Genomic DNA, 18,199 nt, shown 5'->3' with positions numbered 1-18,199 from the left:
TTGAAGCCGAAGCTTCTTATTACAGAGCCTTTTGAGGCTCATTCACTGCTGGTCTTACTTTTGTTTCTTACGCTCTATGTTCAGTTTTCAAAGTACAATTGGTTTGTTTCGTTATTTCGTTGCCGTTTGAAGCGGCTTAAATAATATAGCACAGCCCACAAAGGGAATGCAACCCCTTTTTCAAATGAATTTTTCACATCAACATGAAGTTCTACTGCCGCATAGACAAAAACCGGCCCCTCCGCATAACGGAGAGGCCGGTTCCTATTTCTATCTTAGTGCTCATCGCGCATATGAGGGAACAGCAACACGTCGCGGATCGATGGCGAGTCGGTCAGCAGCATAACCAAACGGTCGACGCCGATGCCGAGACCGCCCGTCGGCGGCATGCCGTACTCGAGCGCGCGGATGAAATCGTCATCCATCTCGTGCGCCTCGTCGTTGCCCGCTTCCTTCTCGGTCAACTGCGCTTCGAAGCGTTCGCGTTGATCGATCGGATCATTCAGCTCCGTAAATGCGTTCGCGTGTTCACGTGCGACGATAAACAGTTCGAAACGATCCGTGAATCGCGGATCGGATGCTTTTTTCTTCGCCAAAGGAGAGATCGCTACAGGGTGTCCCGTCACAAACGTCGGCTGAATGAGCGTATGTTCACAGAATTGCTCGAAAAACGCGTTGACGATATGGCCGAACGACATGTGCTTCTCGACCGGCACTTTATGTTCTTTGGCCAACGCGTGCGCTTCCTCATCCGTCATCTCGACTTCGAAATCGACGCCGACAACTTCGCGAATCAGTTGCGTCATCGATACGCGGCGCCAAGCTGGCGTTAAATCGACTTCTTGCCCCTGATACGTGATCTTCGTCGTCCCAAGCACCTCTTGCGCAATGTGCGCGACCAGTTGCTCGGTCAAATCCATGATGTCCTCGTAGTCGGCATACGCCTCGTACAGCTCGATCATCGTAAATTCCGGGTTATGGCGCGTCGAGATACCTTCGTTACGATATACCCTCCCGATCTCGTACACTTTCTCCATGCCGCCGACGATCAACCGCTTCAAGTGAAGCTCGATCGCGATCCGCATGTAAAGTTGCATATCGAGCGCATTGTGATGCGTAATGAACGGACGCGCAGCCGCCCCGCCCGCGATCGCGTGCAACGTGGGCGTCTCCACTTCCAAATAACCGCGGCTGTCCAAATAACGACGCATCGCCTGAATAATACGCGAACGTGCAATGAACGTCTTCTGTACGTCCGGATTCACGATCAGATCGACGTACCGTTGGCGATAACGCGTCTCGACGTCTTTCAGGCCGTGGAATTTGTCCGGAAGAGGCAACAGCGACTTCGTCAATACTTCGAGGTCCTGCACTTTAACCGACAACTCGCCCGTCTTGGTCTTGAAGACGACGCCTTTGATGCCGATCATGTCGCCGATATCGAGCAGATCAAACGCCGCATATTTGTTCTCCGCTACGGAGTCTTGCCGAACATAAATTTGAATTTTGCCGGATAAGTCCTGAAGATTCGCAAAAGACGCTTTACCCATGCCGCGCTTGGTCATAATACGGCCAGCCAGGCTGACTTCGACCGCCTTCTCCTCGAGTTCTTCTTTCGAAAGCTCCCCATACTTCGAAGCAAGATCGCCTGCTTCGTTGGCACGGGAAAATTTCGTGCCGAACGGGTCGATGCCGAGCGAGCGAAGCTCGTCCAGCTTGTTGCGCCGGATTTGAAGCAATTCCCCTAGTTCGAGTGTCTCGGTGTTTTCCGTGTGGTCCATGATTGTAAACTCCTTCGTCTTTCGAGTCTAACAGTGCAAGCAAAGCTTCCCTGACGCCGGTAGACGTCGGGGAAGCTTTGCGCAGCGTACGGATGGGACATACCTATCGATGGTTACATTTTGATATCGACGATTTTGTATTGAATAATGCCCGCAGGAACGCTCACTTCTACCGTCGTGCCTTTTTTCTTCCCGATAATCGCCTTTCCTACGGGGCTTTCGTTCGAAATCTTGTTGTTAAGCGGGTCGGACTCCGCCGTGCCCACAATTGTATATTCCATCGAATCTCCGAATTCGAGATCTTCTACGACGACGGTGGAACCGATGCTTACCGTCTCCAAGTCGATCTCTTCGTGATTGATAATACGCGCGTTGCGGAGCATCTTCTCCAAGGTAATAATGCGTCCTTCGATGAAGGCTTGCTCGTTCTTCGCGTCTTCGTATTCGGAGTTCTCGCTGATATCGCCGTAACCAATAGCAACCTTAATACGTTCCGCGACTTCGCGGCGCTTGACGGACTTCAGGTTCTCGAGTTCTTCTTCCAACCGCTTAAGACCGTCTTGGGTCAGAAGCACTTCCTTATCGCTCATCTCACCGATCTCCTGTCATGGTAAAGATTTTCACGGTTGTTACAACACAATATATGGCCCGTCGCCGACGACATGCCATCTTCTGGTGATAAAGTCTGGAGTCTTCCTGATGTTCGGGCGAATATTGGTTCTGATTATATTTCAAGCCCTCATAAATGTCAATTCGCGGAAAAGCCTGAATTGAAACCGCTTCATTTCTAGTGAATGATCGGCGCGCTCTCCCCTGATTCGTTCGCGGCCTCTTGCCGAAGCAGCTCGTCGAGGGTGTGGACGTAATCTTCCAAGACGGAAACAACACCCGCCCGCGCGGTCAAATCCATGATGGAGTTCTTGATTTGCGCCGAGTCCGGCAGCCCCTTCAAATACCAAGCCAGATGTTTGCGCATTTCGCGAACGGCGACGCTTTCGCCCTTCAGATCGATCAGCCGGTCCATATGAAGAATCGCGATGCGGATTTTCTCGGCCGGTGACGGATCGGCAAGCAACTCGCCTGTCGTTAAGTAATGAACGGTGCGGTACAGCATCCAAGGATTGCCGAGCGCGCCTCTGCCTATCATCACGCCGTCGCAGTTCGTATGCTCGAGCAGTCTTTTGGCGTCCTCCGGGGTGAACACGTCTCCGTTGCCGATAACAGGAATGTTAACGGCCTGCTTCACGTCCCGTAAAATGTCCCAGTTAGCCGTACCCGTATATAGTTGTTCCCGCGTACGTCCGTGTACACTGACGGCCGCTCCGCCCGCGCGTTCGACCGCCTGCGCGTTCTCGACCGCGTAAATATGCTCATCGTCCCAACCGATGCGCATCTTGACGGTAACCGGCTTCTTGGCGGCATCCGCCGCATAAGACACCATCTCGTATATTTTATTCGGATCGAGCAACCAGCGGGCTCCTGCGTCGCATTTGGTCACTTTCGGTACCGGGCAGCCCATGTTGATGTCGATGATGTCCGCGTTCGTGTTTTTGTCGACGAACTTGACCGCTTCGACTAGAGACTCCTTGTCGCCTCCGAATATTTGCAAGCTCAGCGGCTTCTCCCGTTCGTCCACGAACAACATCTCGAGTGTCCGCGTATTTCCGTGCAGAATCGCCTTGTCGCTGACCATCTCGGCGCAGACGAGCCCGCAGCCGAATTCCTTGGCGATCAAACGAAACGCCGGGTTACAGACGCCCGCCATCGGCGCGAGCACGACGTTGTTGTTCATTTGTACATTGCCGATTTTAAGCATTGTCTTTCGACTCCTTTCTTAGCTCGCCATCCGCCGAATGCCATTCAGCATAACGAGCGATGCCTTCCTCCTCAAGCGAGAACGCCGATAGCTCGGACGCCCATGGGAAAACCTTCTCCTTCGGCCACACGTCGCGAAGCGGCACCAACACGAAAGCCCGCTGCCCCATTCGGGGATGCGGGAGCGTTAGTTCCGGCGTATCCATCGACGTCTCTCCATGAACGAGCAAGTCCAAATCGATATTTCGCGGTCCCCACCGCACATCCCTGATGCGCCCCATTTCTTGCTCGATCGCCAGAAGGCGCCTCAGCAATTCGACAGGTTCCAGTTCCGTGTGCAATGCGATCGCCATATTCAGAAAAGAAGGCTGATCCGTATAGCCGACGGGCGCAGTCTCGTAAGCTGCCGATACACGGACGAGCTCGATTCCCGGCTCCGCTTGCAGTCTGCGCACGGCTTCCGCAAGCGAATGCTCCCGATCTCCCAGATTGGCGCCAAGCGCCACATATGCTTCCAACACGCGTTGCTCAATCCTCTGCGGGTACGACGTTGCCGTCCGGGTCCCGCTTCCTGCGGAACTCCACGGTCACCCCGTCGAACGTAATGTCGAACGGCGGATTCGGCTTCGTTACCGCCACCGTCGCTTGAATGATACTAGTATACGTACCGAGCAACGCAGATGCAATGTTCTGACATAACGTCTCGATCAACTTGACTGGCGGGCCTTCCACGATTTCCTTGACGAGAGCGTGAATCTCCGCGTAATTAACCGTGTCGGACACGTCGTCGCTAGCGGCTGCCCGTCCCAGATCCATTCGCATATCGAGATCGACGATATATTTCTGCCCAAGCTTGTTCTCCTCGGGAAATACGCCATGATAGCCGTAGAAAACCATGCGCTTCAATATCATTCTATCCATTAGCTGCCCCTCCGTTCCGCTGTCTGTCGGTATACAATCGCGTCCGTCATCGCGGCGACCTTCTTCATCTCCGGGACATCGTGCACCCTGACGATCTGACAACCTTGCGCGATGCCGAGCGCGGTTGTCGCCGCCGTTCCTTCGAGCGCCTCTCCGGGCGTTACGCCGAGCGTACGCTGGATGAACGACTTGCGCGACGTCCCAAGCAACACTGGATAGCCGAGAGCAACGATATCGCCCAGCCGTCCCATCGTCTCCAGATTTTGTTCCAGATCTTTGGCGAAGCCGATGCCCGGATCTAGCCAGATGTTCTCATCGGCAACGCCGGCAGCGCGCGCGATCTCGACGTTTTCCCGCAAATCCCGCAGTATGTCAGGCACAAAATCGGTGTAATCCCGATCATTACGATTATGGGTGAGCACGACCGGACACCCGAATCGCGCACATACGGCGGCAAGCTCGGGCTCTCGCTTGAATCCCCACACGTCGTTTACGATATGGGCTCCGGCTTCGAGTGCGGCGAGCGCCGTCCCTGCCTTGTACGTATCGATGCTGATCGGTAGCGCAACCTGCTCCCGAATCGCCCGAATGACAGGCACGACCCGGCGTATTTCTTCTTCCTCCGAGATTAGCGCGCTACCCGGACGCGTCGATTCGCCTCCGACATCGATAATGTCCGCTCCTTCTGCAGCCATCATCTTCGCCCGTTCCACGGCGGCGGATACTTCGTCGTACCGTCCGCCGTCCGAGAAGGAGTCCGGCGTCGCGTTCAGAATGCCCATCACGAGCGTCCGCTTCCCCAGCGCCAGCTTCAACCCATCTGCGAATTCGTATGTTCGATTGTAAAAGATCGGCTTCATCGTTCGTTCCTTTCCGCTTCCGCGCGGTATTCGCTCATAAGGGTGTTCGTAACCGGACCGACCGAACTGCCGCAGCCCGGAGAATGCCCGCTTCCCTCGCTATTCTCGATGCGGACGACCGGCACGACCTCCTGAATAGAGTTCGTCAAGAACACTTCGTCCGCTGCCAGCAGCTTGTCCCATCCGTAATTCCCCTGCTCCGTTCGGATGCCTAGCCGGGCGGCCATCTCAAGCACATAGGACCGGGTAATGCCTTCGAGCAAGCCGGTGGAAACTTCCGGGGTGAACAATACCCCCTCAGCAACCCAAAACACGTTGCTGACCATCCCTTCGACGATTTTCCCTTCGCGGTTCAAGAACACGCCTTCCGTACCCGCGCCCGCGCCGGAGGCGACCAATTCCCTCTTGCCATTGATATTATTCATATAGTGAAACGATTTTAAACGAACATCGCTTTCCGGGGTGCTCCTCAATGTCTGAAGCAGCCGGATCGTCTTCCCTTTGCGATCGGACGGTTCATCCGGAGGCAGCGCCTTGGTGTACACGATCTCGTTAGGCTCAGCGTACCCTTCGGCCGGAAGCCCGATCTCCCCTTCACCCGCAGATACCGACCAACGAATGTAGCCGTCGGACAATCCGTTCTCCTTCAATAGAAGAGCGACGCCTTCCCGCATCTTCTCGACATTCGGCTCATAGGCGATACCCAGAGCTTGGCAGCCTTTCGCCAGCCTCTCTGCGTGCTCTGCGAGTAGCCACGGCCTTCCGCCGTACGTCCGAAACGTCTCGAACAGCCCCATGCCGTACAAAAAACCGTGATCGAATGCTGAGATCACGGCTTCGGAACGATCTATCGGTCGTCCGTTATACAGAAACTTCATACTCTGACGCCCGTCTTCTGGCTCAGGAAATTGCGTAGAATGCGAAGCCCGTGATCGGTCATGATCGATTCCGGATGGAATTGCACGCCTTCGATCACATACTCCTTGTGCCGCAGGCCCATAATCATTCCGTCTTCCGTCTCGGCGCTGATCTCCAGGCAGTCAGGCAACGTGTCTCGCTTCACGATCAGCGAGTGGTATCGGGTTGCCGTGAAAGGCGATGGCAAACCTTCGAATATCGTCCGACCGTCGTGCGAAATTTCGGACGTCTTACCGTGCATAAGCTCTCCGGCGCGAACGACCTCCCCGCCGAACGCTTGTCCGATCGATTGGTGTCCGAGACAGACGCCGAGAATCGGGATTTCGCCCTTGAACCGTTCCAGCAGCGCCAGGCTGACGCCAGCCTCGTTCGGCGTGCACGGACCCGGCGAAATGAGAATATGGTCGGGCGCCAGCTTGGCGATGCCGTCCAGGTCGATCTCATCGTTGCGGTACACTTGAATGTCCTCGCCGAGCTCGCCAAGATATTGCACCAGGTTATACGTAAAGGAATCGTAATTATCGATGACCAGAATCATGTTCGTTCCCCTGCCCTTCCGTTGCTTCGCAATATTGCACCGCTTTCCACAGTGCTTTCGCCTTATTCAGCGACTCGTAATATTCCCGCTCCGGCTCGGAATCAATCACAATGCCCGCACCCGCCTGGATGTGGCACACGCCGTCCTTAACCGCGATCGTACGAATAATTATATTAAATTCCATATTTCCGCTATAGTCAATCCATCCGACAGAGCCAGTATATGGTCCCCGTCGCGTCGGTTCGAGCTCTTCAATGATCTCCATCGTGCGGATTTTGGGCGCGCCGGTAATCGTACCTCCCGGAAACACGGCGGCCAGCACATCAAGCGCGTCCTTGCCTCGGGCGAGCCGGCCTTCCACTTGAGAAACGAGGTGCATGACGTGCGAATAACGTTCGACCGTCATCAGTTCCGGCACTTTCACCGTGCCGTATGCTGAGACTCGGCCGAGATCATTACGCTCGAGATCAACGAGCATGACGTGCTCCGCCCGCTCCTTATCGCTGGACAGCAGCTCGTCCTCGAGCGCCAAGTCCTCTTCGGGCGTCCGCCCGCGCCGCCGCGTGCCCGCGATCGGACGAGTCGACAGCTTGCCGCCGTCCAGCTTGACGAGCAACTCGGGGGAGGCGCTCACGAGCGAGAAATCCGGCGCTCGGAACAAGCCCATATAAGGAGACGGATTCACGACGCGAAGCCATTCATATAACGCCTCGGGCGACGCTTCCGTCGGCCGGCTCTGACGCATGGACAAGTTCACCTGGAATACATCCCCTTGCCCGATGTACTGTTGAACGCGTCGCACTGCCTGCTGGAACTGCTCCTTGCTTATCGACGTCGCCAGGCCGGGCAGCCGCTCTACATCGATCTGCAGCAGATCGCGCTCCGTCCGTTCGCACATCGCCCGCTTGCGTGCGGCGTCCGCCTCGCTGCGCCCGCCCGCAAGCCAGCCCGCCCATTCCCGCGTCATCTCGGCCGCCCGCTCCCGCGCGCCCGCGTATAACGCCTTCAAATCTGCGTCGCCCACACCCTCGCCAGACCCAGACCCGATACGAGTATGAACGGCGACGTAGACGGCCCCTTCCTGATGATCGGCAACCCACAGCTCCTCGAACCGCTGGAAAACGTATTGCGGAATACCCAGATCGTCCTCCGCAATCACCGGCAACCGCTCCAAGCTGCGAACAACATCATAGCTCCAGTAGCCGAGCACGCCGCCGATGCAGTCCGGCACATCTGCCGGCCGCGGTCCGCGCCAAGGGCGCATCCACTCGCGCAGCACCTGCAGCGGCGAACCCGTCAGACGCCCGGCCTGCTCCCATGCCCCGCCCAATGCTTCAGCCAACACCTGCGCGCCCGCTCCGTCCCCGACGAGCACCGACACCGGGCGCAAGCCGACGATCGAGTAGCGCCCGCCCTTCCCGCTTTCCAGCAGGCAAGCGTATGGGGAAGCCGCCTCCCAAGCTCGATCCCAGAATGCAGGCAATACATCGGGTCCCGTCACCATTTTACGCACATAAGGAAACAGCGAATACCCCTCGTCGACACGCTCCTCGCGCCATCGCATCCACTGCTCCAACTCGACCAATTCCATACTCTCCACGATTTCCGCCCCTTTTGCCCGATCGCGGTCTCTTTGTCTTTCTAAGCAGAATACCACAAATCCATCCCGTATGCTTGCCTGCAAGAGCAAATTTCAAAATCCGCCATTCATATATTGACCCGATATATATCAAAATGATATATTATGAATCGTTAGAGGGTGAATTGAGCTTCCAGCTTGTCAAATCCAACACCTAGAGAGAGAGGAAACCCGCATGAACAGTCAAGACGTCCTTCTAGGCATGCTCATGAGACGCTCTTTATCCGGTTACGAGATCAAAAATCTGTATGAGGAAATCTTCGGCTATTTCTATAACTCAAGCTACGGAACGATTTATCCGACGCTTCATCGCATGGAGAAAGAGGGTTTAATCTCGAAGGAAAGCGTTGTGCAGGAAGGCAAACCAAACAAAAACGTGTACACCATTACGGAGGAAGGCCAAAGCCGGTTCTATGACTACCTGAACAGCCATGTGGAATCTGACACGTACAAGTCGGACTTCCTGATGCGGCTGTACTTCGGCCACTACGTCGACGAGAAACTGGTTATCGATTGGCTCCAGCAAGCCGAGAAAGAGATTCAGTCGGAACTCGACAGCCTGAGCGAGAAACGCGATGCGTTCAAAGATATGATGCAGCCGACGCAGCTCATCTGTATCGAGCTGGGCATTAACATCTGCATCGCTAAGCTAACGACAATACGGGAAGGCATGGCTCGCTTGAAAGCGCAACAGTAAACAAAGGAGAGAAGCATGTATGAGTGAAAAAGGTTCGAACCGCAATCTGATCATACTGGCGATGGCGCTCGGTCTGCTGATGGCGTCGCTGGACAACACGATCGTAGCCTCGTGCATCAACAAGATCAGCGAAGATTTTAATGTGTTCGATAAAGTGAGCTGGGTGTTTACGGCTTATATGCTTGCAGCGACGAGCACGATGCTCGTATTCGGCAAAATGTCGGATTTGTTCGGAAGAAAATTGTTTTACATGATCGGCATCGGCATGTTCCTGATCGGCTCCGCTTTGTGCGGAGTCGCCCAGAGCGCCGACCAACTTATTCTGTTCCGGGTCATTCAGGGCATCGGCTCCGGCTCGTTGTTCCCGATCAGCTTCACCATCATCTATACGATCTTTAACGATCCGAAAGACGCGGCGAAAATGTCGGGCGTGTTCGGCGCAATCTTCGGTCTGTCGTCCGTCGCAGGTCCGCAGCTCGGCAGCTTTATCGCGGATCACTTCGGGTGGAGATGGAACTTCTACATCAATGTACCTATCGGCATAGCCTCCATGCTCGTCCTGATGTTCGCGTTGAAAGAAACGCGTTCGGAGAAAAGACCGAAAATCGATTACTTGGGGACGCTGTTCCTAATCGTGACGACCGTCTCGCTCATGCTTGCGCTGGAATGGGGCGGTAAAGATTACGCTTGGAGCTCCTGGCAAGAAATCAGCCTTTTTGCCGTCTCCGCCATCTTCGGCGCATTGTTCATCGCCGTCGAACTGCGCGCCTCGGAACCGGTACTCCCGCTCAGCATCTTCAAGAACAGAATGGTTCTCGGCACGAGCATTATCTGCTTCTGCCAAGGGGTCATTATGTTCTCCGCCATTACGTATTTGCCGAGCTTCACGGTCGGTGTGCTCGGGCATGCCAACTCCAACGGCATACTGACGCCGATGATGGCTTCGCTGATCGCCGGGGCGATCGGATTCGGCTTCTTGCAAGGCAAGTTTGCGTTCCGTACGCTCATGCTCTTCACGATGGTGATGACTGTCCTGGTCGCGTCGTTACTTGCAACCGTCGGCACGGACGCCTCTTACGGATATATGATTCTGCTGATGATCCTGCTCGGCTTCGGCGCGGTCGGACCGCTCATGAGCGTCGCTCAAAGCGCCATCGCCGCGAACGTCGATCCGAAATACATGGGCGTCAGCTCTTCCATCGTCGGATTCTGGCGTAATATCGGGGGCATCATGGGCGCTTCGATCATGGCGACGATCGTTAACAACAATCTGCATCGCTTAATTACAACCGGCGCTGCCGACATCGGCATTCCGAAAGATAAAATCGCCACGTTGGCGAACCCGGAACTCCTTATGCGGGCAGGCGGCAAGCTCGATCCGCAAATTCGCGAGTTTCTGCAAGGCGCGCTGGGCACGTCGATCAATCATGGTTTTATTCTCAGCATCTGTGTCGGCGTCATCGGCCTCGTCACGGCGTTGTTCGTCGGCGCAAGCAGGCTGGATGTCACGGCTGCGAAACAGCGCGAGCAGGGGCAGCCCGGTGCCGCCCACGTCTGATCATTGCTTTTCAAGAAGCTTTCCCAGCGGTCGATAGATCATATCCACGAACTGGGTCGGACCCGGCATGTCCGGAAAAAGAACAAGCAAAATCGCAAGCAGCCAGCCGATTATCGTGATGGTCACAAAGGCTGCTTTCTCTTTCTTCATGTTTTTATTCATTTTCGGCCATTCGAATAGAACCATGAGTATCAAGATGACCGTTATTCCCAGTATGGCAGCCCAATTCATTTTTTCTTCACCTTGTTTTTCGGCCTAACCGCACCCTCGGTGGACATGCCGGGACGGAGTATTTTGGAATTCACTTCAACGTTCACTTCGACTTTAGGGAATATTTCGTCCCAGCGTTCTTTCGACTTGTTCCAACTCTTCGGATATTTGCGGTGAAAGGCGTCCGCAAATCCGAAGATGTCCGTTTTTAACTCTTGTTGCCCGCGATCAAGAGCCAACCGTACGTTATTTTCAACGGATTCATTCAGTTCGTTTTGTATTTCTTTCATCAATTTCGGATTTACGGAGCTCAGATTGGTCGTATTTTGCACCAAATCGTATTTCGAATCGATTCTGACCGTCATGGTCCATTTCTCGTCGTTCATCCCCGGAATCAGCTCCGTCGTACTATTCCGCATTCTCACGGATACGTAACCTTCCGCCTCCTGCGGTTCAATGGTAACGGTCGCCGATTTGATCTCGTTCCTCACCCAAAGCAATCCTCTCGTCACTTTATCGTCCATCCGTCCGACCATTTTGTCTTTCTTGAACACGGCGGTTCCGGTAATATACGGATCCGTTTGCTTTCCCTTCTTTTCCGACTCCGGCGGCAATATTTCTACCCAAGGCAAGGCAGCCGCGCCCGACTCGCCGGCCAACATTTGCGCCAGATCGTTGGCCGTCGTTTTGATCCCGATTCGGGTTTTGACCATTTCCCGAAGCGATTCCGCCGAGCTTCGTTCAAGCGGAGGGAGCAATTCCATTACCTCTTTGGCTTCGCCTTTGCTGACAAGCATATCGGCGCGTATACGGGGTTCCGGGTCCCGCAACAAGAAATCGACATGCTCGCGGATTCCTTCCCTCGCCATCTTCTCGCCGATGACGAATACTTCGCCATGCCCCCAGAAGATTTTGCGAGGAAGCTTCTCCTGCAGCTTGGACATCGCGTCGGCAATCGTAGATCCTTCCTCGGACCTCACCAGCGTTTGAGCCATGCCGCCTCCTCCGCCGCCCCCCATGACGCCTCCTCCGCCCCCGCCCCCGGAAGCTCTCGGAACAAAGATTTGAACGGAAAGCTCGATCGTCTTATCGTCCTTCTTGTCGATTCCCGTGGCCATGACCAATGCCAAATCGTTGACTTCGGTTCTATCCCAGCAGCCGGCAAGCGGAGCAAGAGACATGCCGAGCGCAACAACGATAATCGATTTTCTGGTGAAAAAGGCATTCATGCTTGTCGCTCCTCCTTACGGGTTCGATTCTTTTTTCGCGCGAATGCAAGGATTAGCAACAGGATCGGAATAATTCCTTTTATCGATACGATATAAAACATGCCTGACGTATTGAAGAAATGGGACATTTCCTGCAGGTTAGGGAATACCCACATCGTGATCGGCACGAGCAGAAACCCGAGCGGAAAAACAATCGGCCTGTAGTCGGACAGATTCAACCATTCCGAAGTAATAAGAATGAGCAAATAATAATAAACCGAATTTTTAACAAATACCCCGAGCACCCAAAACGCCATCAAAAGCGATTCCATATGTTCAACAAAATCGGCTAGGCTAACGTATCGCGCCGCGTTCATCACCGGGTAATTGAAACTGTCAATAATGGGTCCGAGTAAAAACAGAGCGACAAGACTTGTAATCACCATTGTAAGCATGACCGTAATTACCGCGATCATTGCCCATTTCGCCCCTTTTTCCCGATCGGTCACGAAAGGAAGCAGAAAAGAAACGTCAATGAACTCGACGAACCATCCTTGCGCGAAAAAAGAGCCTATGAGGGAAGGTTTGATTCCTTTCTCCATTATCGGAAACATATGGCTCGGTTTCAGGTCCGGAATAATCAGAATATAGATCAATAGGAGAATAACGATCATGATCGGAACGAACATCTGAGCGCATCTTGCCAGCACTTCCACGCCGCCCCGCACCGCGAAAGCGCAGACCAGTACCATGCTGCTTACGACGACGAGAAGCGGAGTTTCAGGAAGAAAAGCGCTTACGATGAACTCCCCGTATTGCCTAATAACGAATCCGTTATCATGCGCATAGACGAAGAAGAAAATAAACCCGACGATCGTTCCCGGGAACCGACCGAGAATCTGTCCGCTGGATCCGACGATGCTCGTCTTCGGGTACAGCTTATTCAACTGATAGGCGGTAAACGTCATCAGAATCCCCAACAAAGAAGCGACGATCGGCGAAAGCCATAGATCTCGTCCGGCATTCGTCGCCATGATCGTCGGTAACGAAATAATGGCTGTCGCTATGATCGTCGGGTACATCATAATCGCCATCTGGAACGCGGAAATCTTGCCTTTTTCGATCAACGTTCTCACCCCCTGACTGATGCGATACCAAACAGAAACAAAGGGATAATGAGTTGCGCGGACATATCGTAAAGAGCGGCCGACGTGCCGAGAAAATGGATAAGGTCCTGCAGGTTGGGCGACGCCCAAAGGCTGGAAAGCACTAGTAAAAATCCGATGGGAAAGACAAGCGGCCGATAATCGGAGAGCTTCAACCATTGCGAAGCGGCGAGAACGATCACGTAATAGAACACCGCGATTTTGACGAACGCGCTCGCCACCCATATCGCCATGACGATGGACTCCAGATGTTCAAAAAAGTCCGCGAACGTAATATATTCGGCCGCGGTCATTACCGGATAGATCAAATCGCTCGTAATCGTGCCAAATAAAAAAAGGATGGCAAAATTGGTAAGCACCATCAACGTCACCACGGCAACTACCGAGATCATTCCCCATTTCAATCCTTTCTTGCGATCGTTCAGAAACGGAAGCAGAAAGGAAACGAGCACGAATTCGCTGAGCCAGCCCTGCGGAATGATGGAACCGATAAAGGAGGGCTTCAATCCATGCTCGAACATCGGAAACATGTTGTTTACGTGCAAATCCGGTATGAGCATAACAAATAACGAAATGAAAAGCAGCGTCACGACCGGCATGAATAACTGAGCGCATCTTCCCAGAACTTCTACTCCGCCCCGTACCGCGAAAGCGCTGACCAGCACCATGCTTCCCATGATGACGACCAATGGGGTTTCAAATAGATTGGCGCTCGCAACGAACTCTCCGTATTCTCTAATGATGATGCCGGTAATATGCCAAAAAAAGACGATAAAGAAGAGGCCGATGATTTTACCCGGAATCCGGCCGACGATATGTGCGCTATATTCCGTGATGTTCATTTCCGGGTAGCGCCGATTCAGCTTATTGAGGATATACACGTTAAGAAATCCGACAAGGGACGCCCAGATCGGCGAAAGCCACAAATCCCGTTCCGCGTGTTGTGCCGTGATCGACGGCACGAAGAGGAGGGCCGTCGCCAGAACCGACGGGAACATCAGAATTCCCATCTGGAAACCGGATATTTTTCCTTTTTCGATCATCCCTAATCGCCTCCCTTGGTCGGATTCGGCTTCTGCCCCGGAGCTTGACGGTGCGTGTTTCCTTCTCCGGTTAAACGCGGACGAGTGTCCAACTTCCATAACGGGGCTCGAAACAGCACATCTTTAAGATCGCGGCCATTCCTCGGGGCGAGCGGACTCAAGTACGGAACGCCGAAAGAACGAAGCGTACAGAGGTGGATAACGATTATAATCACGCCGAGCATCAGGCCAAGCAACCCCAGGATGCCCGCCAGGATCATAATCGGGAAACGCAGCATCCTTAATGCGATTCCCACCGTGTAGTGGGGGATCATGAAGGAAGCGATTCCCGTCATCGCGACGACCATGACCATAGGCGCGGATACGAGTCCGGCCGAAGTCGCGGCTTGCCCGATGACTAGCGCTCCGACGATGCTGACGGCCGCGCCGACCTGCTTGGGCAGCCGAACCCCGGCTTCGCGAAGCGCTTCGAAAGTCACTTCCATTAGAAAAGCCTCGACGATGGCCGGAAAAGGAATCTCTTCCCGGGACTTGGCTACGCTAATCAGAAGAGTGGTCGGAATCATCTCTTGGTGGTACGTGAGGATCGCAACATAAGCCGAAGGCACGATTAACGAAATAAGGAAAAACAAATATCGCAGCCAACGAATGAGCGTGCTTATCAAAAACCTTTGATAATAATCTTCCGGCGAATGCAGCAAGGAGGCGAGGGTCGTCGGCGCAACGAGGACGAAGGGGGTCCCATCCACGAGAATAACGACGCGGCCTTCCAGCAGAGAACCCGTCGCGACATCGGGCCGTTCCGTCGAGAGAAGCTGAGGGAACGGGGAGTAGGGACTATCCTCGATCATCTCTTCGATATACCCGCTTTCCAAAATACCGTCCATGTCGATTCGCCCAATCCGATTCTCTACTTCTTCAATCAAAGCAGACGCCGCGAGTCCCTCGATATAGGCGATGACGACCTCCGTCTGCGTATACCGTCCGACTTTTATCGATTTCATTTTCAGCGCGGGACTTTTGATTTTTCTTCGTAGCAGAGAAGTATTGACCCCTAGCGTTTCCGTGAACCCTTCGCGCGGTCCTCGAATAACGCTCTCGGCGACCGGCTCTTCAACCCCGCGTTTTTCCCACTTCGCCAATCCCAATGCAATGCCTTCCCGTTGTTGATCGACAAGAAGTACCGGGTTTCCGTTTGAAATTTGCTCGATCGCTTCGGCGAACGTTTTAACGTTTTTCCGACTGGAGACGGAAATCCTAGATTGAAGAATGCTATTCGTATTGCTATTATCCGCCGCCGATTCCTGCATTAGCGGAGCAAGAACGTGCTGATCGATCATCTCGAGATTGGACAGGCCTTCTATATAGACAAGCAATGCTTTTGTTTTTCCCGCAATCAGAAAGTCGTGCATGACGACATCCGAGCAATTCGCATAGATGGCGTTCAAATCTTGCAAGTTTTCATTCAGATCCATGGAGAGCGCGGGCTGTTGGTCAGCCGGCTGCCGGTCGTTATTCAACGGGTTGCGCGGACGGGATTTCAGCAGTTGTTTCAATACTTTGCGGATAACGCGCATGGCCGATCGGTTCTCCTTGTATCGTTTCCATCCATTCTCGCCCAATCGCCAAGCTTCTATAACTTTGAATTTTCCTAGGGGTGGTTGGGAATGCTTGTATAATTATCCGGTGCGGAAGGCGGGAAAATGCTCGAGAAAGGCAAAATATCGGGGTTTCAACTCGTTCTTCTGATGCACCCTACGATCATGGCGTCAGGGCTTATTCTCATGCCGTCGATTACGGCCATTCAAGCCAAGCAGGATATATGGCTGTCGCCTATAATGGCTTCCGTGATCGGGTATTTGAATGTCTATCTCGTCTATCGATTAAACAAGCTATACCCAGGCAAGACGATTATTGAATACGCCCCGCGCATTGTCGGCTACCGGATTTTACAGCGACTTTCTGCTGATCGCATTTTTGGTACCGTATTTGACTGAGCGCAACAAAGGAATGAAGTGGGGGATGTATGCCGTACATCTTGTCGTCCCGACTTTCATTATGTTCGATTTCGTTCCCTATTTATTATTCAGCGACATTACGGGAAGCCTCTCGTACCCGATGATCGGCGCAATTCGATATATTATCATCGGTCAACTGTTCGAGCATCTCGAGGCGATTGTGATGTCGATCTACGTTGGCGGCGTGTTTATTAAAATATCCGTGTTCTTCTACGTCGTCGCGCTCGGAACCGCCCAATGGCTGAAACTATCCGATTATCGCCCTATCGTCATGCCCGTTGGTTTCTTGCTGGTGCTGTTCAGCATCTGGTCCGCCGCTAGCTTGCAAGAGTTGGCGGGCTTCTTCATGAAGACGACGCCGTTCTATGCTTTGACGCTGCAAACGGTCGTGCCGGTGCTCTTGCTTATGATTGCGCTGATTAGAAAGAAGCCGGAACAGTCATAACGCCAATCTACAATAAACAGCCCGCCGAGCATGCTCGGCGGGCTTGATCCGCGATAAGGCGGAAATGGATTAATTTTCGAAGTTGAACAGAGGCGTGCTCAAGTAACGTTCGCCGTTGGAAGGAACGACGGCGATGACGCGTTTGCCTGCGCCAAGCTCTTTCGCCACTTTAAGCGCCGCGAAGATAGCTGCGCCGGAGGAAATGCCGACAAGCAAACCTTCTTTCTTCGCAACTGTACGTGCCGTCTCGAACGCTTCATCGTTCTCGATCGTCACGATTTGATCGTAGACGTCGCGATTCAGAATTTCAGGAATGAAGTTCGCGCCGATCCCTTGGATCTTGTGCGGACCAGGGCCGCCGCCGGACAGCAGCGGGGAAGCCGCAGGTTCTACCGCGACGATGCGGATACCCGGGAAGTTTTCTTTCAGCACTTCGCCGGCGCCGGAGATCGTGCCGCCCGTGCCGATCCCTGCAACGAACGCATCAAGCTTGCCGTCGAGAGAGTTGATCGCTTCGACGATTTCCGGACCGGTCGTTTCGCGGTGGATTTTCACGTTCGCTTTGTTCTTGAATTGTTGAGGAAGGAAATAGTCCGGGTTCTCTTGCACGATCTCTTCCGCTTTGCGGACAGCGCCGTTCATGCCTTCGGACCCAGGTGTCAGAACGAGTTCCGCGCCGTAGGCGCGCAGCAGATTGCGGCGCTCTAAGCTCATCGTCTCAGGCATAACGAGAATCGCACGGTAACCTTTCGCGGCGGCGACCATCGCCAGGCCGATACCGGTGTTGCCGCTCGTCGGTTCGACGATCGTGCTGACTCCCGGTTTGATGACGCCTTGCTTCTCCGCTTCTTCGATCATGCTGATCGCAATGCGATCCTTAACGCTGGAGCCTGGGTTCTGGTATTCCAGCTTCACATAGATTTCAGCGCTGCCTTCGGGCACGATACGGTTCAAGCGGACGAGCGGCGTATCGCCGATCAGTTGAGTCACGTTCTGAACAATCTTAGCCATTAGACAATTCCCTCCCAGAATATACGGCCGATGCCGCGTTGCGTTAATCCGACTAATTCAGTAGGTATTTATAGTTTCATCTTAACAAAATCGATGGAAGATTGTCAAGCGCGGCGGCGTGCAGGTGTCGTTGTGCAGGTGTAGGACAATCGCTTACGAAAACAATGAATCGCACGGTGCACTGTAGTTGTGTTTAGTCCAACTAATGCCTGATCGGAGTTGCTGCGGTGCACTGTAGTTGTGTTTAGTCCAACTAAATGCCTCCTCGGAGCTGCTGCGGTGCGCTGTAGTTGTGTTTAGTCCAACTAATGCCTGCTCGGAGCTGCTGCGGAGCGCTGTAGTTGTGTTTAGTCCAACTAAATGCCTGCTCG

Annotated in this window: 19 protein-coding genes; 4 read left to right on the top strand and 15 right to left on the bottom strand. The window is 53.7% G+C overall.

Features of this window, described 5'->3' with window-relative positions; translation table 11 throughout:
- Window positions 1–275: 275 nt before the first annotated feature.
- The 9 genes from lysS to ACFPOF_RS29390 form a co-directional block, all read right to left on the bottom strand.
- Complete coding sequence (gene lysS, locus ACFPOF_RS29430) at window positions 276–1,781, bottom strand: lysine--tRNA ligase (protein ID WP_378139012.1); 1,506 nt, start codon at window positions 1,779–1,781, stop codon at window positions 276–278.
- Between the two features lie 113 nt (window positions 1,782–1,894).
- Window positions 1,895–2,371 (bottom strand): transcription elongation factor GreA, encoded by a 477-nt coding sequence (gene greA, locus ACFPOF_RS29425; RefSeq protein ID WP_378139010.1) that lies wholly within the window; start codon window positions 2,369–2,371, stop codon window positions 1,895–1,897.
- A gap of 197 nt (window positions 2,372–2,568) precedes the next feature.
- On the bottom strand, window positions 2,569–3,597 hold the full coding sequence (dusB, locus tag ACFPOF_RS29420) for a tRNA dihydrouridine synthase DusB (RefSeq protein WP_378139008.1): 1,029 nt from the start codon (window positions 3,595–3,597) through the stop codon (window positions 2,569–2,571).
- Complete coding sequence (gene folK, locus ACFPOF_RS29415) at window positions 3,590–4,117, bottom strand: 2-amino-4-hydroxy-6-hydroxymethyldihydropteridine diphosphokinase (protein WP_378139006.1); 528 nt, start codon at window positions 4,115–4,117, stop codon at window positions 3,590–3,592. Before folK ends, dusB begins: the two co-directional genes overlap by 8 nt.
- Before the next feature lie 7 nt (window positions 4,118–4,124).
- Window positions 4,125–4,517, bottom strand: a complete 393-nt coding sequence (gene folB / locus ACFPOF_RS29410) for a dihydroneopterin aldolase (protein WP_378139004.1) — start codon at window positions 4,515–4,517, stop codon at window positions 4,125–4,127.
- Complete coding sequence (gene folP / locus ACFPOF_RS29405) at window positions 4,517–5,377, bottom strand: dihydropteroate synthase (RefSeq protein WP_378139002.1); 861 nt, start codon at window positions 5,375–5,377, stop codon at window positions 4,517–4,519. Before folP ends, folB begins: the two co-directional genes overlap by 1 nt.
- Complete coding sequence (gene pabC, locus ACFPOF_RS29400; protein WP_378139000.1) at window positions 5,374–6,255, bottom strand: aminodeoxychorismate lyase; 882 nt, start codon at window positions 6,253–6,255, stop codon at window positions 5,374–5,376. The genes folP and pabC overlap by 4 nt, the downstream gene beginning before the upstream one ends.
- Window positions 6,252–6,833: an aminodeoxychorismate/anthranilate synthase component II gene (pabA, locus tag ACFPOF_RS29395; RefSeq protein WP_378138999.1), complete on the bottom strand. Its 582-nt coding sequence runs from the start codon at window positions 6,831–6,833 to the stop codon at window positions 6,252–6,254. Before pabA ends, pabC begins: the two co-directional genes overlap by 4 nt.
- Window positions 6,814–8,424: an anthranilate synthase component I family protein gene (locus tag ACFPOF_RS29390; protein ID WP_378139027.1), complete on the bottom strand. Its 1,611-nt coding sequence runs from the start codon at window positions 8,422–8,424 to the stop codon at window positions 6,814–6,816. The genes pabA and ACFPOF_RS29390 overlap by 20 nt, the downstream gene beginning before the upstream one ends.
- 223 nt (window positions 8,425–8,647) lie before the next feature.
- On the opposite strand from ACFPOF_RS29390, the gene ACFPOF_RS29385 reads away from it, so the two are divergent.
- Window positions 8,648–9,169 (top strand): PadR family transcriptional regulator, encoded by a 522-nt coding sequence (locus ACFPOF_RS29385; protein WP_378138997.1) that lies wholly within the window; start codon window positions 8,648–8,650, stop codon window positions 9,167–9,169.
- Between the two features lie 19 nt (window positions 9,170–9,188).
- Window positions 9,189–10,727 (top strand): DHA2 family efflux MFS transporter permease subunit, encoded by a 1,539-nt coding sequence (locus ACFPOF_RS29380; protein WP_378138995.1) that lies wholly within the window; start codon window positions 9,189–9,191, stop codon window positions 10,725–10,727.
- Here the strand turns inward: ACFPOF_RS29380 and ACFPOF_RS29375 are convergent, their stop codons facing one another.
- The 5 genes from ACFPOF_RS29375 to ACFPOF_RS29355 are packed head-to-tail and all read right to left on the bottom strand — an operon-like array spanning window position 10,728 to window position 15,931.
- Window positions 10,728–10,958 carry a hypothetical protein gene (locus tag ACFPOF_RS29375; RefSeq protein ID WP_378138993.1) on the bottom strand — a complete coding sequence of 77 codons (231 nt, stop codon included), beginning with the start codon at window positions 10,956–10,958 and terminating at the stop codon, window positions 10,728–10,730.
- Window positions 10,955–12,166 carry a Ger(x)C family spore germination protein gene (locus tag ACFPOF_RS29370; RefSeq protein ID WP_378138991.1) on the bottom strand — a complete coding sequence of 404 codons (1,212 nt, stop codon included), beginning with the start codon at window positions 12,164–12,166 and terminating at the stop codon, window positions 10,955–10,957. The genes ACFPOF_RS29375 and ACFPOF_RS29370 overlap by 4 nt, the downstream gene beginning before the upstream one ends.
- Complete coding sequence (locus tag ACFPOF_RS29365) at window positions 12,163–13,281, bottom strand: GerAB/ArcD/ProY family transporter (protein WP_465251475.1); 1,119 nt, start codon at window positions 13,279–13,281, stop codon at window positions 12,163–12,165. The genes ACFPOF_RS29370 and ACFPOF_RS29365 overlap by 4 nt, the downstream gene beginning before the upstream one ends.
- Window positions 13,278–14,354, bottom strand: a complete 1,077-nt coding sequence (locus ACFPOF_RS29360) for a GerAB/ArcD/ProY family transporter (RefSeq protein WP_378138987.1) — start codon at window positions 14,352–14,354, stop codon at window positions 13,278–13,280. Before ACFPOF_RS29360 ends, ACFPOF_RS29365 begins: the two co-directional genes overlap by 4 nt.
- Window positions 14,355–14,356: 2 nt before the next feature.
- Window positions 14,357–15,931, bottom strand: coding sequence for a spore germination protein (locus tag ACFPOF_RS29355; protein WP_378138986.1), 1,575 nt, complete (start codon window positions 15,929–15,931; stop codon window positions 14,357–14,359).
- A gap of 126 nt (window positions 15,932–16,057) precedes the next feature.
- On the opposite strand from ACFPOF_RS29355, the gene ACFPOF_RS29350 reads away from it, so the two are divergent.
- Entirely contained in the window at window positions 16,058–16,351 is a 294-nt protein-coding gene (locus ACFPOF_RS29350) for a GerAB/ArcD/ProY family transporter (RefSeq protein WP_378138983.1), read from the top strand.
- On the top strand, window positions 16,269–16,817 hold the full coding sequence (locus ACFPOF_RS29345; RefSeq protein WP_378138982.1) for a GerAB/ArcD/ProY family transporter: 549 nt from the start codon (window positions 16,269–16,271) through the stop codon (window positions 16,815–16,817). Before ACFPOF_RS29350 ends, ACFPOF_RS29345 begins: the two co-directional genes overlap by 83 nt.
- A 69-nt stretch (window positions 16,818–16,886) precedes the next feature.
- On the opposite strand, the gene cysK is transcribed toward ACFPOF_RS29345, so the two are convergent.
- The gene (gene cysK / locus ACFPOF_RS29340) at window positions 16,887–17,828 is read right to left on the bottom strand and encodes a cysteine synthase A (protein ID WP_378138980.1); all 942 of its coding nucleotides are present in this window, start codon (window positions 17,826–17,828) and stop codon (window positions 16,887–16,889) included.
- Window positions 17,829–18,199: the final 371 nt, after the last annotated feature.

The organism is Cohnella soli, assembly GCF_042655525.1.
In the GTDB taxonomy this organism is placed as follows: Bacteria; Bacillota; Bacilli; order Paenibacillales; family Paenibacillaceae; genus Cohnella; species Cohnella soli.
This window is presented reverse-complemented; position numbering and strand designations above follow the sequence as displayed.